Here is a 14,853-nt window from a genome sequence, read left to right on the forward strand (position 1 = left end):
CTTATAATCTAACTACTCACATTCAGGAAGATCCCATTTCTTTGCGGGAATTTCATTCTTATAACGAATAATAGTATCATTTTCGCTGAGTAATCCATCTAATGTATAATGTCTCTTTGTTGTTTCACTATAGGTATCTTTTTTATAAGTCCCATTTTTATCCGGCAAAAGATAGAAAATCTCATTAATATCCTCATCCATCTTTAAAATAGGTATAGGTTTATTAGCTATTCGTTGAAAATAATAATACCCTTTATTCTCAATAATAAATTTAAAAGTTTGAGAGCTTATATTGGAATTATTAGATCTTTTTGTTAATTGCACATAAGATCCAGCCTTTACTCTACTTTCAGATAAATATTTTTCGGAGTCTTTAAATGGTGAATTATTAAATACCCCATTTTGAAAATGAGGTAGAAAAAGCTCACGTAAAACTAAAACTCTTCGAGGGCCATCTTGTACTAAACATTGCTTAACATCATCTTTCTTATAAATAGTTATAAGATGAGTTGCGTAATTTTTTACACTTAACGTGCCATAGTCACTACCTTCATAATCTTTATACTTCGGATATATCCCATCGAAACTAAGACATGCAGACAACGACTGAAAAATAGGAAGCAATAAAATCAGTCTAATATATTTTATATACATGATTCCCTCTGATTATTTTATCTTAAAATTGATTAATACGAACTTATCTTCACTAGGATAAATCGCCTTAATCACCTCTTTCAATTCAGCCAAACTCATATTTTCCTGAGCTGCGTGCTGTTCTGTTAGATTATCAAGCATGATCGGCTCAACACTTAATACTTTAATCGTGCAGAAGTATTGATTATCTTCAAATCGACCAACACGTAAAATATCACCAACTTTAAAATGGCTTTCGGATTTATCTCGAATCGTGATGGTTTTACGCCCGGCGAGAATATCGGCTTCGAAGCGTTGATAAAAGGTAATATCGTTCATAAAGTGCGGTCACAAAAAATCTATTTTTTATTTTGAGGGCGAATTGATCACGTCCTCATATTGGTAAGAATAAGATTATGCCTTAATCCCTCTTAATTCATCTTTAATGCGTTGAATTTCTAAGAATAAACGGCGTTCTTCTTGACGGCAGAAACTATCACCGCTTACGTTTTTCGCATCGGCAGAACAACGAACTTGTTTATATTGTTTTTCTAACACATTCAATACCGCTTTTTTCTGATTATGCTTAGCACTTTCTTTCGATGCTTTTTCAGCAGGAATTACGCGTGGTTTCTGAGCAGTTGCCGCTTGTTGAGCAACAACCGTTTCTTTTTTCTCAGATACTTTTTCTACCACATCATCCGCTTTCGCCTCTTTTTTAACTTCAGCTTTCACTGCGTCAGATTTTACATCGGCTTTTTTTGCGTCAGCTTTAACTTCTGTGCTTTCTGTTTTCTCAGCGACTTTTTCGGCTGATTTAGTTTCAGCCACTAATCCTTTTGATTTTTCAACCGCACTTTCTGCTTTTTCTGTTGGTGCAGGTACTCTTACGGCTTTCTCAACTTGGGTTGAGGTATTTTCTTTATTGTCACAAGCAGATAATAAGGTGCTTGCGCCAAGAATAAGGCTTAAAGCCACTTTAGCGTTTAAATTCATGTTAATTTCCTAGGTTTTAAAGTTAAAAATATTAAGTGTTTTCAGTAGAAAGCATCCAACCTTGTGAGCGAAGGACTTTATAACGTTCACGCGCTTGGGCTTTTTGCGTTTCTTCTACCGGTACAAAATCAATTAATTGCGTAAAGCTGTGGCTAAAATCCGGCACTTCCATTTGTAAATTGATCAGCAAATCTCGACGTTGGGCATTGCGTTTGCCTTTCCAACTAATCTCAATTGGCGGTGCATATTGTGTTGCTTCGCCCGAAAGATTATGAGGAACAAACTCATTTGGATCCCGTTGCCATAATGCTTCATCAATTAAAAATGCTTGCTCTTCTGTTTCGCAAGCGATTAACACTCGCTTGCCTAAACGCCATGCTTGAGCGGCAAGATCACAGGCAAGTTGCTCAACTGTTATCTTCTTTTCTGGATTTAAGAGATAAAATTGTGCGTTTTTTGCCATGATTGCGACTTCCTCATTTATCGTTTTGTAAACTGGCGGATTTTATCAAAAAAGCCCTAAAAAATAAATCATCAACAAAGTGATTAACGAAAATAGAAAAAACACGAAAATTTTTTACCGCACTTTTATGATCTACATCACAAAAATAACTTTTAACCTTTATGTTACATTCCATTCATAACTCGTAGGTGTTAGAATTTTCGAGATTTGTTTTTATTTTTGATGATAGGAGTATCACATGGCATTTCGTATTGAAAAAGACACTATGGGCGAAGTTCAAGTTCCTGCAGATAAATACTGGGCAGCACAAACCGAACGTTCCCGTAACAACTTCAAAATTGGTCCGGCAGCCTCTATGCCGCACGAAATTATTGAAGCGTTCGGTTATTTGAAAAAAGCCGCTGCTTTCGCAAACTGCGATTTAGGTGTATTACCTGCAGAAAAACGTGATTTAATCGCAACTGCCTGTGATGAAATCCTTGCAGGAAAATTAGACGACCAATTCCCATTAGTCATTTGGCAAACCGGTTCAGGTACACAATCAAACATGAACGTGAACGAAGTAGTGGCAAACCGTGCTCACGTTTTACATGGTGGTAAATTAGGTGAAAAATCATTTATCCACCCAAATGATGATGTGAACAAATCCCAATCTTCAAATGATACTTTCCCAACTGCAATGCACATTGCGGCATACAAAAAAGTAGTTGAACACACCATTCCTTGTGTAGAACGTTTACAAAAAACTTTCGCTAAAAAATCAGCGGAATTTAAAGATGTGGTAAAAATTGGCCGTACTCACTTAATGGATGCAACCCCATTAACATTAGGTCAAGAATTCTCTGCTTATGCAGCACAATTGGATTTCGGTTTACGTGCACTGAGAAATACTCTTCCACACTTAAGCCAATTAGCACTTGGTGGTACTGCAGTAGGTACTGGTTTAAATACACCAAAAGGCTATGATGTAAAAGTAGCAGATTACATTGCAAAATTCACAGGCTTACCATTTGTGACTGCAGAAAACAAATTTGAAGCGTTAGCAGCTCACGATGCAATTGTGGAAACTCACGGTGCAATTAAACAATTAGCGATGAGCTTATTCAAAATTGCAAACGACATTCGTTTATTAGCATCAGGTCCTCGTTCTGGTATCGGTGAAATCTTAATTCCTGAAAATGAACCAGGTTCTTCAATCATGCCAGGTAAAGTGAACCCAACTCAATGTGAAGCGCTAACCATGGTGTGTGCACAAGTATTCGGTAACGATACCACTATCGCATTTGTTGGCTCACAAGGTCACTTCCAATTAAACGTATTTAACCCTGTCATGGTGGCGAATTTCTTACAATCAGCACAATTATTGGGTGATGCTTGCGTATCATTTGATGAACACTGCGCAACCGGTATTCAACCAAACTACCCACGCATTAAACAACAATTGGAAAATTCATTGATGTTAGTAACCGCACTTAATACCCATATCGGTTACGAAAATGCAGCGAAAATTGCGAAAACCGCACACAAAAACGGTACAACCTTGCGTGAAGAAGCGATTAACTTAGGCTTAGTTTCAGCCGAAGATTTCGACAAATGGGTTCGTCCAGAAGATATGGTGGGTAGCTTAAAATAAACTCCCCTAATAATTTGATGTCAAAGGCAGGTATTCCTGCCTTTTTATTTGTGTTTTTTTAGAGGGCTTTTTTGTTATAATCACGGCAATATTTTTGATATGAAAAAAACTATGAAACTAAAATTTATTATTGCTGCCATTTCAGCCTTATTTTCTACCGCACTTTTTGCCCAATGGCAACCGGTCGGCAATGCTGAATACACATGGGGGCCATTCCATGTTTATACTGTCGGCTTATATTCTGAAACGGGGTCATATGAAAAAAATGAACGCCCATTAATGTTTTCGATTAAATATGAGAAACCAGTTGAAGGGAAAAATTTCGCCATTGCTTTAACCAAAGAAATGGAAGCCCAAAACTTAAGTAAAGATGACACCACCGCATGGCTCAAGAAAATGCAGGAAATCTTTCCTGATTTTTCACCAAGCGACATCTTAAATTTTGTTGCCTTAGCGGATAAAGGCTATTTTGTGTTAAATGACACCGTGTTAGATCACGAATTCGATCAAAAATTTACACAAGCGTTTATTGATGTGTGGCTTTCAGATAAAAGTAGTTTTATCAAATTACAACCGCAATTATTAGGTAAAGAAAAACCGGCTCACGATAGCAAAGAATTTCAACATCAACCGGCAAGCGAGCCTTTTGATGAAGAAAATACAATGCCGGAATTACCACCAAATTACGATTTTAAACAAGACGCAAAAGGATAAACAACAAGGGCGAACATGATATAGTTCGCCCTTTTCTTTTATTGTTTCACTTGCTGTTCTAAAAACAAGATCATCTGCAAGGCAATATCAATGCCACTGGTCTTCTCAATCATTTCTAACCCCGGGCTAGCATTCACTTCAAGCACCAATAACCCTTCTTTTGAACGAATCAAATCAACACCGGCTACCGCAAGCCCTAAGGCTTTAGTTGCACGAATGGCGATGGATTTTTCCTCTTCAGTGAGTTTAACTTTTTCTGCAGTGCCACCACGATGAAAATTTGCACGAAACTCGCCATCTTGTCCAATACGCTGCATTGTGGCGACGACTTTATCACCGATCACAAAACAGCGAATATCTGTCCCTTTTGCCTCTTCGACAAAATCTTGTAACAAGACGGGGACATTCGCATCTTTTAACGTTTCTAAAATACTGACCGCACTTTGTGGACGTTCAGCCAAGATCACGCCAATACCTTGTGATCCTTTTAAGGTTTTAATAATCATTGGAGCGGTTGTTTGCTTAATCGCTTGTTTCGGCGCAACTTCACAACCCGATAAGACTGAAGTTGGAACCGCAATGCTTTGTTCTAATAACATCTGCAAACTACGCCATTTATCGCGTGCGGCTAAAAATGCCTGTTCTTTATTGAAACAATAGACATCTTTTCCTTGGAAATGACGCAATACTGCACAGCCCATTTGGGTACTTGTCGTCCCAAAACGTGGTAACACTGCATCGTAATCGGGCAATAAATAGGGCTCACTTTCTGCATTTTGTTGATAATACAAAGAAAAGTGCGGTTGATTTTTGTCGAGTTTTAAAATGCAACGATTAGGATCCAAAATATCCATTTGATGCCCGCAACTTTCCGCTGCTTCTTTTAAACGCTGGCAGCTATAAAGGCGAGGCTCGCGGCAAAGCATCAATAATTTCATTCAGTTATACCCTTAGGAAAAGAAGAGTTGATATATTACACCAATCACAATAATCCTGAAAAATGATTTCTGCTTTTGTGGAAATAGAGTAAAATCATTAGGAATTTTGTTTAAATAAAAGGAAAATTTTATGTTCGTAGTTATTTTTGGTCGTCCAGGCTGCCCTTATTGTGTACGTGCAAAAAACCTTGCTGAAAAATTAAAAGGTGAAGTAGCGGATTTCGATTATCGCTATGTAGATATTATCGCGGAAGGTATTTCTAAAGCAGATTTATCAAAATCTGTCGGTAAAGAAGTGGAAACTGTGCCACAAATCTTTATTGATGAAAAACCAATCGGCGGTTGCACTGATTTCGAAGCATTAATGAAAGAACAATTTAACGTTGTTGCTTAATTTTTGCTAAAAACATAGTTGTTGCTTAATTTTTGCTAAAAACATAAAAGTGCGGTTAATTTCAACCGCACTTTTTTATTTCATCTTAGTTAATTTGCAATGAGATCGCCCAATCCCATTCTATTTCATTCAAACGATATTGCGCTTTTAATGCAGGTCCACAAGAATTGGAGCCTACTCCACTCATTTTATAATCCACACACAATATTGTACTGCCACTTTTCTCCAAATCATATTGGTGCTTTTTACTGCCCAATTCGTCTTGAGAATAAGGGGAAACATTCATACTAAAAGGCGTATGACTTTGCACGGTAAAGCAATCAGCCGAATTCACCACCTTCACCTCACGACAACCATAGTGACTGCCATTTTCTTGTGGTTTTAAGTAAGGCACATGATTACTTTCTGGCGTTGTTTTATAACGACCGAAAGCCGTGGCATGATGTTTATCCAGATAACTTTCCGTTGGGCCATAGCCTACATACTCCAGTTGATTAAATCCTTGGTTAAGGAAAAAAACCAAGCCAAAGCGTGGTAAGAATGGCAAGTGCGGTTGTTTTTCAGCATGAATATTGATGTGAAGCAACCCATTTTGTTCAATACGATACACTACATTCAATGTCAAAATTCGCGCTTTTGATACGGCAATCAGCCCCAATTTAAAGCTAATTTCAACCGCACTTTCCTGCTCGGTTAAACGGTAATTATAAACACGACTCGTCGCACGATCGTAACCCGCAGCAAGCCAATGTGCTTTCATTAAACTATCGTTATCCAAAGGCGCTCGCCAAATATTGAAATCAGTAGATTGATTTAACCAAGGCTTGTCCGCTTTGCAAATTTGATGAATGGTACCTTTATATTTGTCAAACTGATATTCAACATCTGCCACTTTAACTGAAATTAAATTGGCATGTTCTGAAACAGAAATTGGTTGATGATTTGATTTGAGCTCATTTGTGGAGAATGGTGATTGCTCCGACAAAATAATCTGATCAAATCCCAAACGATGCCTTTGGGGAATTAAACCTGTTTCTGTTTTTTGATGATAGGTCAATGTTAAAACTTGTAATGAACCGTTACTTGCTGGCAATGTTAAAGGAAAAAGTGCGGTTGATTTTGGCGCAATGTTTAAATCATCTATTTGGCCTTCTTGTATAACAGCAAAATCTTCGGTAATTTGATAATGAATCGAAATAGCCTCTGCCGCGTCCGTAAAATCCAAATAATTTTTGAGTTCAATATGACCATTTTTTAAGGTAGCTCGAAGTGGACGATACACATTTTTGTATTCCAACAAATTGCTTTGAATTTGACGGTCAGCTGTGACTAATCCATCGGCACAAAAATTACCGTCATTCGGCGTGTCATTAAAATCCCCGCCATAGCCCATCTTGCTTGAGTTTGGCAAATAAGGGGAATGATTGCACCACTCCCACACAAAGCCACCACAAGCGCCTGCATGTCGTTCCATCGCTTGGAAATAATCTTCTGTGTCTCCGCAAGAATTCCCCATCGCATGCAAATATTCACAGAAAAGATACGGCTTTTGATTTTGAGTATCGGCAAAATAAGCATCCAATTCTTCCGTGCTGGTGTACATCTCGCTATGAAAATCTAAATTGGATGTGTCATTTTGATGGGCTGAATGTTGAAAGATCGCATTTTCATAATGCACTAAGTGACTTGGATCGCGCTGTTTCACCCAAACGGCAGCTTGCTCAAAATTCTCACCGTAACCACTTTCATTTCCCAATGACCAAATCACAACAGAAGGACGATTTTTATCTCGCTCAACATTGGCATAAGTGCGGTCTAAAATGGCTTGATTAAATTCAGGGCTTCGAGCCATATAACAATAATTGTCGATTGTTTTTTGACGAATTGCGTCATGATCAATCTCTGTTTTTACCCCTAACAAAATGCTTGTTTCTGGCGACTCCACATAGACTGCATTCGTACCGTGCGATTCAATATCACTTTCCGCAATCACATAAAAACCATATTCATCACACAATTCAGTAAACCAAGGTGCATTAGGATAATGCGCTGTACGAATAGCATTAAAATTATGCTGTTTCATTAAGCGTAAATCTTGCAACGCTTGTTCGCGACTAATGGCATAACCGGTTTTCGGATCGCTATCGTGACGATTAACGCCTTTAAACTTTATCGCTTGCCCATTAAATAACATGACCCCATTCTTCACTTCGATATGACGCAAGCCAACCTTTTGGCAAATCACTTCAGAGCCGTATTGCAAAATCAACGTATATAAGCGAGGTTTCTCCGCATGCCATAATTGTGCATTTTCAATTTCAGCATGAAATGCATGCCCTTTTTGTTCAATTATCAATTTGCCTTGAGGATCAAATAATTGCCAAGAAATGGATTGTTCGCGTTCTGCAAACTGGCAGGTTACATACAATTGAGCCTTGGAAAGGTCTTGATTCAATTGTGTTTGAATGAAGAAATCCTGTAAGTAATTTCTTTCTCGCTCTAACAGATAAACATCTCGGAAAATACCAGACATTCGGAATTTGTCTTGGTCTTCCAAATAACTACCATCACACCATTTCAACACGAGAACATGTAAATGATTTCCCCCTTGTTGTAAAAAGTCAGTAATATCAAATTCGCTAGTGCAATGACTAATTTGGCTATAGCCCACAAATTGTTGATTCACATACACAAATAAGCAGCTATCTACCCCTTCAAAATTTAAGAGATACCGTTTTCCTGCATTGATTTCAATATTAAAAACGCGATGATACAAACCACAAGGATTTTCAATGGGTACATAAGGGGGATCAAAAGGGAAAGGATAATTTACGTTGGTATATTGATGATTATCGTAACCATGATTTTGCCAATTGGAAGGAACAGGGATTTTATCTGTAAATGAAAAATGAAGAAAATCTTGAGGCAAGTGAGTATAGCTTTCAAAATAAGCAAAATCCCATTCACCATTTAGTAAGGTAAAGTAAGGAGAAAATTCTCGTGTCTTTTTGACCGCACTTTCTGTTGAAGAAAAAGGAATAAAATAAGCATGATGTGGTGTGGTATTCACGTGCAAGGTTTGCGGATCTTCAAAATAACGAGGCAACGACATAAAAACTCCCAATGCAATTTAGACACATAAAAAAGGGCGCCTGAATGACGCCCACTATACCTAAAATCTTCGACTAATCTAGCGATAAGTTTATAAATCGTGATACTTATCACATTAATGTTTATGGTAATTTTGCCAAGAAGGCATAACCGCCTTTTTCACTCATTATCTCAACGTTAGAATCCACTGTAATGAATGCTGACTCACCTTGTTTCAAGGAAAGTGCGGTTGATTTTTCTTGTATTTTCAGCTCACCTTGCATCACCAACAAAATACCCGCACTTTGAAGATTTACTTCTGTGTGCTGTTCGGGCTCGAGACGAATTTGAGCTAAAGCAAAATCTTTTACTGGCGTTTTATAAGTAAATTCTGACTGATTTTGAGGTGCTGCTGAGATAATTTGTGGTATCACTTCGCGACAATCCACAATTTTTAATAATTCGACAATATCGACATATTTTGGTGTTAATCCACCACGAATCACATTATCGGAACAGGCCATTAACTCCACGTTTTGTCCGCGAAGGTAAGCATGAGGAATGCCTGCATCTTGGAAAATACCTTCCCCTTCTTTCAAATGCACGATATTAAAGAGATAAAAACACACCAAGCCCGCATCTAATTTCTCAGGCGAAATTGCCATAGCTTCCATGGTATAAAGCACCCAATAATCGGGGTTGTCTAGCGTCAACTCCCCCTTTTTATAAGGCTGTTGGTTGGCTTCAATAATGGGTAATAGCCAATTTGCGAGCGTTGATTGATCCGCCAACATCACATCTGCATAGAATTCAGCAAGGTTTTGTGTGCCAAGTTTTTCAGCCAAAGGTTGCAAAGAGGGGCGTGCATTTAATGTGGCAAGGATTTGAGCTTTTGTTTTAAAACCATGTAAAAGCCAGAAATCAGATAAGGCAATCATCATTTCTGGTTTATGATTTCTATCTTTATAAGTCCGCGTGCTGTCTGTTAATGCCACGCCTTTTGCATTTTCAGCCTCAAAGCCCTTTTCAGCTTGAGACTTAGTCGGATGCAATTGAATCGATAACGGCTTTTCAACATCTAAAATCTTTAACAAATAAGGGAGTTCATCGCCAAATTGCTGACGACTTGCTTGCCCAAGTGCGGTCGGATTTTGCAATAAAAATTCAATAAGGGATTGTTTGTTACTGGCATTATCAATCTTAGAAGGTGCTGATGGATGTGCACCTAACCACCACTCTGCACAAGGTTGATCTTTGGCTGAATTTAATCCAATCAATGATGCAATATAGTTTTTTCCGCCCCATGCATAATGCTGTACTTGGCCTGTTAATCGATAAATCATCTTTACCTTCTTTAAAAAAGAATAAGGATAAAAAAATCCGCTTATTTAAAGCGGATCTTTTAGTCTATAAATCTTATTTTGTTAAACTTAAAACAACCGATTCTCCAGCAATCACTTCACCTGATTTTTTCTCGATAGATGAAATTTCATCCATGTTAGAGATAACCACAGGTGTTAAAACTGATTTTGCTTTTGATTCTAATGTTGCTAAATCAAATTCGATTACTGTGTCGCCGCGTTTTACGCTTTGACCTTCGTGTGCGATGCGAGTGAATCCTTCACCTTTCAATTCAACGGTATCAATACCGAAGTGAACGAATAATTCAACACCCTCTTTTGATTCCATTGAAAACGCATGGTTGGTTTCAAAAATTTTACCAATTACACCATCAACAGGCGCCACAATTTTGTTACCTGTTGGGCGAATCGCGATACCATCACCCACGATTTTTTCAGAGAAAACAACATCTGGTACATCTTCGATATTTACAATCTCACCAGAAAGTGGCGCATAAATTTCGACTTCCACTGTTTTGTTTTCTTTTGAACCAAATAATTTGTCAAATAAGCCCATTTTAATCTCCTATCTATTAAAGATGGCTAGTATTTTAACGTAAAACTCTGTTTTTGTATCTAGTTTAACGATTTTTCTGCTAAAAAAGCTTGAATTAATTGCTCAATTTCAGTAGCAGTTGGTTTTTGTAATGCTTCATCAGCTAAGGCTTTCACCTCTTGATAATTCACATGACGAATTAATTTTTTAATACGTGGTACAGAAATTGCACTCATACTAAATTCATCTAGGCCCATACCAAGTAACAATAAGGTCGCACGTTCATCACCGGCTAACTCACCACACATCCCCGTCCATTTACCTTCAGCATGAGAGGCATCAATCACTTGTTTAATCAAGCCTAGCACTGAAGGTGACATTGGATTGTATAAGTGAGAAATCAATTCGTTACCGCGGTCAACGGCTAAGGTATATTGCGTTAAATCGTTTGTACCAATACTAAAGAAATCGACTTCTTTCGCTAAGAATTTCGCATTCACCGCTGCAGATGGTGTTTCAACCATGACACCCACTTGGATGTTTTCATCAAAAGCTTTACCTTCCGCACGTAATTCTGCTTTTAGGGTTTCCAATACAGATTTTAATTCGCGAATTTCTTCTACCGAAATAATCATCGGGAACATCACGGCAAGTTTACCAAATGCAGACGCACGTAATACGGCTCTTAATTGCGCGTGTAAAATCTCACGACGATCAAGGGCAATACGCACCGCTCGCCATCCTAAGAATGGGTTCATTTCTTTTGGTAAATTTAAATATGGAAGCTCTTTGTCACCACCGATATCCATGGTACGTAATACCACTAGACGCCCTTCCATTGCTTCAACAACTTCTTTATAAGCAATGAATTGCTCTTCTTCGCTTGGTAATTGATCACGATCCATAAAGAGGAATTCTGTACGGTATAAACCTACCCCTTCAGCACCATTACGATGTGCACCTTCGCAATCACGAATCGTACCAATATTGGCTACCACATCGACTTTATGACCATCAAGGGTCACCGCTGGTAAATCTTTTAATTTCGCTAATTCTGCTTTTTCTTCAGCGAGTTTTGCTTCTAAGGTTTTTAATTCATCAATTTCAGCTTGAGTCGGATTCACGTAAACACGGTTGTTTACCGCATCCAAAATAAGATAATCACCTGTATTCACTCGTGCTGTGACATCATTTGTCCCTACAATGGCCGGCAATTCAAGTGAACGAGCCATAATTGAGGTGTGCGATGTTCTACCACCAATATCGGTGATAAAACCTAATACTTTTTCTAAATTTAATTGAGCCGTTTCTGATGGAGTTAAATCGTAAGCCACAAGGATGGATTCTTCGGTAATATCACCAAGATCCACAATATGCATACCTAAAATATTTTTGATTAAACGATTACCGATATCGCGAATATCACCCGCACGTTCTTTTAAGTATTCATCATCAATTTCAGACAACATTTCAACTTGTTGATCGATGATTTTACTTGCGGCCACACTCGCATTCACTTTTTGCGAACGAAGATAATCAATAATTTCTTCTTCTAATTCTTCATCTTCAAGGATCATTAAATGGCCTTCAAAGATGGCCGCTTTTTCTTCACCTAAAGATTTTAATGCACGTTGATGAATAGAATTAAGTTGCTCAACTGCAGCTTCACGACCAGCATAAAAACGGGCAACTTCTGCCTCAACTTGATCTTCTGAAATTTTTTGCGTATCAAGAACAATTTTTTCTTCTTTTAATACTAAGGCTTTACCAAAAACGATACCTGGTGACGCTGGAATACCTGTAATCATACTTTTACCTTCCGAGATAATTTATTAAAGGTTAGATAAACAATAGCCATAGAATAGAAATCCTATGGCTAATCGTAAATTATTCTAAAGTAGGAATTAATGCGACTAAATGTTCAACGGCTTGTTGTTCGTCTTCACCTTCCGCCGAGATGGTGATTACAGTTCCTTGTGTCAAGCCTAAGGTTTGTAGCTTAAATAGGCTTTTCGCACTTGCACTTTTACCACCGGAGGTCACTGTTACATCAGAAGCAAATGCTTTCGCTTCTTTAACAAATTGCGCCGCTGGACGGGTGTGTAAACCATTAGGAGCTGTAATTTCTACATCTTTTGAGAACATAATGTTACCTCTTATAGTAATTGTAAAATTTAATCTATAAATCCGCTGTAGTATCTCTATTAAATGCCCAATAATCAAGGCTAAACACAAAAAAACTTGAGCTACATCACGAAATTAGGGGTACTTTATACCTAATTTACAGTAAATTGTCCACTACACAGAAAAATGACGTTGTGATTTTGTCTCACTTAAACTCTCAATTAAGCGATGATAATTCTCATAACGTATTGGTGAAATCCGACCTGCTTCTACCGCTTCACGTAATGCGCAGCCTGGATCATTCAAATGTTTGCAATCTCGAAATTTGCACGTGCCTAAGACATATTGAAACTCACGATAACCTTTGGTGATTTGATCGGGCTCCAAATGCCATAGCCCAAACTCACGAATCCCTGGTGAGTCAATCAAATTACCACCTTGTGGTAAGTGATATAAACGAGAAGAGGTTGTGGTATGTTGTCCCAAGCCAGAGGTTTCACTTATACCGCCTACTTGTGCATTGACTGTCGGTAAAATATGGTTAATTAAACTGGATTTGCCTACCCCTGACTGCCCCACAAAAATGGATGTTCCATCACTTAAAAGTGCGGCCAATTTTTCCATATTTTTTCCGGTTTCAGCAGAAATGATGATGGTCTGATAACCAATATCACGGTAGATTTGTAACTGGCTTTCCACTTCCTGCTCTTGCTCGGCATCCAGTAAATCGCCTTTATTCACCACAATGACAGGTTCGATCCCCGCATTTTCACACACCACTAAATAACGATCGATAATATTGAGTGAAAGTACTGGCACCACCGCAGAAACAATAATAATACGATCGATATTCGCCGCGATGGGTTTCAACCCATCATAATAATCTGGGCGAGCAATTTCATTTTGTCTTGGATGAATAGCTTCAATCACGCCACTCACCCCTTGGAGCTGCTCATTGCCTTGTCGCCAAATCACTTTGTCTCCAACCACGAGACTAGAAAGTGTACGACGTAAATTACAGCGGAAAATTTCGCCTTGTGCATTTTCTACGTCTGCATGAACCGAATAACGCGTGACCACTACCCCATCTTGGCTTTCGCCTAGCATATCATCTTGCCATTCCACTTCTTTCTTCTTGTGGCGATGCAAGGCTTTCGCGTTATTTGATTGAATTCGACGAGTTTGATTTTGCGTTAGTTTACGTTTGCTCATAAAGTGCGGTCGTTTTTTCCGATGTTTTTCGTTAAAATAAACGGGATTACAAAATGTTCATAGGATACCTTATATTATGCAATTAGATAAACAAAATCTGATTTGGATCGATTTAGAAATGACAGGATTAGATCCTGAAAAAGAACGAATTATTGAAATCGCAACCATCGTGACAGATAAAGATCTCAATATTTTAGCGGAAGGACCTGTGATTGCGGTGCATCAAAGTGATGAATTATTAAACAAAATGTCGGAATGGTGCGTAAAAACCCATACAGCAAATGGCTTAGTTGACCGTGTCAAAGCGAGCAAACTCACCGAACGTGCGGCTGAATTACAAACATTAGATTTTTTAAAACGATGGGTACCAAAAGGTGCCTCACCGATTTGTGGCAACAGCATCGCACAAGATAAACGCTTTCTTTATAAATATATGCCTGATTTAGCCGATTATTTCCACTATCGTCATGTGGATGTCAGTACATTAAAAGAATTGGCTTCTCGCTGGAAACCAGAAATTTTAGACGGGTTCAAAAAAGGCAATACTCATTTAGCTCTTGATGATATTCGTGAATCAATTAAAGAGTTAGCTTACTACCGTGAGCACTTTATTAATCTGGATTGATGAAAACTTAGGCAAACTTAACCATTTGCAAAATCTGCGCTTGCGTTGAATAAATTTTTTCGTATAATACAGCCTCATTCACCAATGTGAAATGCGGGAATAGCTCAGTTGGTAGAGCACGACCTTGCCAAGGTC

The 14,853-nt window shown here is 38.2% G+C and carries 15 protein-coding genes; 4 read left to right on the forward strand and 11 right to left on the reverse strand.

The window, feature by feature from the left end; all coding sequences use genetic code 11:
• Window positions 1-12: 12 nt before the first annotated feature.
• From AC979_RS10005 to AC979_RS10020, 4 genes are all read right to left on the reverse strand, one after another.
• On the reverse strand, window positions 13-654 hold the full coding sequence (locus AC979_RS10005) for a hypothetical protein (protein WP_049374047.1): 642 nt from the start codon (window positions 652-654) through the stop codon (window positions 13-15).
• A 12-nt stretch (window positions 655-666) separates the two neighbouring features.
• Window positions 667-972, reverse strand: coding sequence for a N(4)-acetylcytidine aminohydrolase (gene yqfB / locus AC979_RS10010; protein ID WP_049374048.1), 306 nt, complete (start codon window positions 970-972; stop codon window positions 667-669).
• A gap of 75 nt (window positions 973-1,047) precedes the next feature.
• A complete protein-coding gene (locus AC979_RS10015; RefSeq protein WP_049366124.1) occupies window positions 1,048-1,629 on the reverse strand; it encodes a hypothetical protein in 582 nt (193 codons plus the stop codon).
• Between the two features lie 31 nt (window positions 1,630-1,660).
• The gene (locus AC979_RS10020; RefSeq protein ID WP_049374049.1) at window positions 1,661-2,092 is read right to left on the reverse strand and encodes a DNA polymerase III subunit chi; all 432 of its coding nucleotides are present in this window, start codon (window positions 2,090-2,092) and stop codon (window positions 1,661-1,663) included.
• Between the two features lie 238 nt (window positions 2,093-2,330).
• Between AC979_RS10020 and fumC the strand changes: the two genes are divergently transcribed.
• Window positions 2,331-3,725, forward strand: coding sequence for a class II fumarate hydratase (fumC, locus tag AC979_RS10025; protein WP_049374050.1), 1,395 nt, complete (start codon window positions 2,331-2,333; stop codon window positions 3,723-3,725).
• Between the two features lie 111 nt (window positions 3,726-3,836).
• Window positions 3,837-4,439, forward strand: coding sequence for a chalcone isomerase family protein (locus AC979_RS10030; protein WP_049374051.1), 603 nt, complete (start codon window positions 3,837-3,839; stop codon window positions 4,437-4,439).
• Window positions 4,440-4,477: 38 nt separating this feature from the next.
• On the opposite strand, the gene AC979_RS10035 is transcribed toward AC979_RS10030, so the two are convergent.
• The gene (locus tag AC979_RS10035; protein ID WP_049374052.1) at window positions 4,478-5,377 is read right to left on the reverse strand and encodes an ATP-grasp domain-containing protein; all 900 of its coding nucleotides are present in this window, start codon (window positions 5,375-5,377) and stop codon (window positions 4,478-4,480) included.
• Between the two features lie 130 nt (window positions 5,378-5,507).
• Between AC979_RS10035 and AC979_RS10040 the strand changes: the two genes are divergently transcribed.
• The gene (locus AC979_RS10040) at window positions 5,508-5,771 is read left to right on the forward strand and encodes a GrxA family glutaredoxin (RefSeq protein WP_005695639.1); all 264 of its coding nucleotides are present in this window, start codon (window positions 5,508-5,510) and stop codon (window positions 5,769-5,771) included.
• Window positions 5,772-5,856: 85 nt separating this feature from the next.
• On the opposite strand, the gene AC979_RS10045 is transcribed toward AC979_RS10040, so the two are convergent.
• The 6 genes from AC979_RS10045 to rsgA form a co-directional block, all read right to left on the reverse strand.
• Window positions 5,857-8,883 carry a glycoside hydrolase family 2 TIM barrel-domain containing protein gene (locus tag AC979_RS10045; RefSeq protein ID WP_049374053.1) on the reverse strand — a complete coding sequence of 1,009 codons (3,027 nt, stop codon included), beginning with the start codon at window positions 8,881-8,883 and terminating at the stop codon, window positions 5,857-5,859.
• A gap of 121 nt (window positions 8,884-9,004) precedes the next feature.
• Entirely contained in the window at window positions 9,005-10,204 is a 1,200-nt protein-coding gene (gene manA / locus AC979_RS10050) for a mannose-6-phosphate isomerase, class I (RefSeq protein ID WP_049374054.1), read from the reverse strand.
• A gap of 73 nt (window positions 10,205-10,277) precedes the next feature.
• Window positions 10,278-10,778: a PTS glucose transporter subunit IIA gene (gene crr, locus AC979_RS10055; RefSeq protein ID WP_049374055.1), complete on the reverse strand. Its 501-nt coding sequence runs from the start codon at window positions 10,776-10,778 to the stop codon at window positions 10,278-10,280.
• 59 nt (window positions 10,779-10,837) lie between these two features.
• The gene (gene ptsI, locus AC979_RS10060; RefSeq protein WP_049374056.1) at window positions 10,838-12,565 is read right to left on the reverse strand and encodes a phosphoenolpyruvate-protein phosphotransferase PtsI; all 1,728 of its coding nucleotides are present in this window, start codon (window positions 12,563-12,565) and stop codon (window positions 10,838-10,840) included.
• Between the two features lie 79 nt (window positions 12,566-12,644).
• Window positions 12,645-12,902, reverse strand: coding sequence for a phosphocarrier protein Hpr (gene ptsH, locus AC979_RS10065; RefSeq protein WP_005695633.1), 258 nt, complete (start codon window positions 12,900-12,902; stop codon window positions 12,645-12,647).
• A 153-nt stretch (window positions 12,903-13,055) separates the two neighbouring features.
• Complete coding sequence (gene rsgA / locus AC979_RS10070) at window positions 13,056-14,093, reverse strand: small ribosomal subunit biogenesis GTPase RsgA (protein WP_049374057.1); 1,038 nt, start codon at window positions 14,091-14,093, stop codon at window positions 13,056-13,058.
• Window positions 14,094-14,169: 76 nt separating this feature from the next.
• On the opposite strand from rsgA, the gene orn reads away from it, so the two are divergent.
• The gene (gene orn, locus AC979_RS10075; RefSeq protein WP_049374058.1) at window positions 14,170-14,718 is read left to right on the forward strand and encodes an oligoribonuclease; all 549 of its coding nucleotides are present in this window, start codon (window positions 14,170-14,172) and stop codon (window positions 14,716-14,718) included.
• Window positions 14,719-14,853 lie beyond the last annotated feature (135 nt).

Origin of the sequence: Parahaemophilus parainfluenzae, from assembly GCF_001053575.1 — a bacterium.
Classification (GTDB): domain Bacteria; phylum Pseudomonadota; class Gammaproteobacteria; order Enterobacterales; family Pasteurellaceae; genus Haemophilus_D; species Haemophilus_D parainfluenzae_S.

Excerpts from the sequence above, each read along its gene's own strand:
- AC979_RS10005 (WP_049374047.1), bottom strand. The coding sequence starts at position 654 with ATGTATATAAAATATATTAGACTGATTTTATTGCTTCCTATTTTTCAG.
- yqfB (WP_049374048.1), bottom strand. The coding sequence starts at position 972 with ATGAACGATATTACCTTTTATCAACGCTTCGAAGCCGATATTCTCGCC.
- AC979_RS10015 (WP_049366124.1), bottom strand. The coding sequence starts at position 1,629 with ATGAATTTAAACGCTAAAGTGGCTTTAAGCCTTATTCTTGGCGCAAGC.
- AC979_RS10020 (WP_049374049.1), bottom strand. The coding sequence starts at position 2,092 with ATGGCAAAAAACGCACAATTTTATCTCTTAAATCCAGAAAAGAAGATA.
- fumC (WP_049374050.1), top strand. The coding sequence starts at position 2,331 with ATGGCATTTCGTATTGAAAAAGACACTATGGGCGAAGTTCAAGTTCCT.
- AC979_RS10030 (WP_049374051.1), top strand. The coding sequence starts at position 3,837 with ATGAAACTAAAATTTATTATTGCTGCCATTTCAGCCTTATTTTCTACC.
- AC979_RS10035 (WP_049374052.1), bottom strand. The coding sequence starts at position 5,377 with ATGAAATTATTGATGCTTTGCCGCGAGCCTCGCCTTTATAGCTGCCAG.
- AC979_RS10040 (WP_005695639.1), top strand. The coding sequence starts at position 5,508 with ATGTTCGTAGTTATTTTTGGTCGTCCAGGCTGCCCTTATTGTGTACGT.
- AC979_RS10045 (WP_049374053.1), bottom strand. The coding sequence starts at position 8,883 with ATGTCGTTGCCTCGTTATTTTGAAGATCCGCAAACCTTGCACGTGAAT.
- manA (WP_049374054.1), bottom strand. The coding sequence starts at position 10,204 with ATGATTTATCGATTAACAGGCCAAGTACAGCATTATGCATGGGGCGGA.
- crr (WP_049374055.1), bottom strand. The coding sequence starts at position 10,778 with ATGGGCTTATTTGACAAATTATTTGGTTCAAAAGAAAACAAAACAGTG.
- ptsI (WP_049374056.1), bottom strand. The coding sequence starts at position 12,565 with ATGATTACAGGTATTCCAGCGTCACCAGGTATCGTTTTTGGTAAAGCC.
- ptsH (WP_005695633.1), bottom strand. The coding sequence starts at position 12,902 with ATGTTCTCAAAAGATGTAGAAATTACAGCTCCTAATGGTTTACACACC.
- rsgA (WP_049374057.1), bottom strand. The coding sequence starts at position 14,093 with ATGAGCAAACGTAAACTAACGCAAAATCAAACTCGTCGAATTCAATCA.
- orn (WP_049374058.1), top strand. The coding sequence starts at position 14,170 with ATGCAATTAGATAAACAAAATCTGATTTGGATCGATTTAGAAATGACA.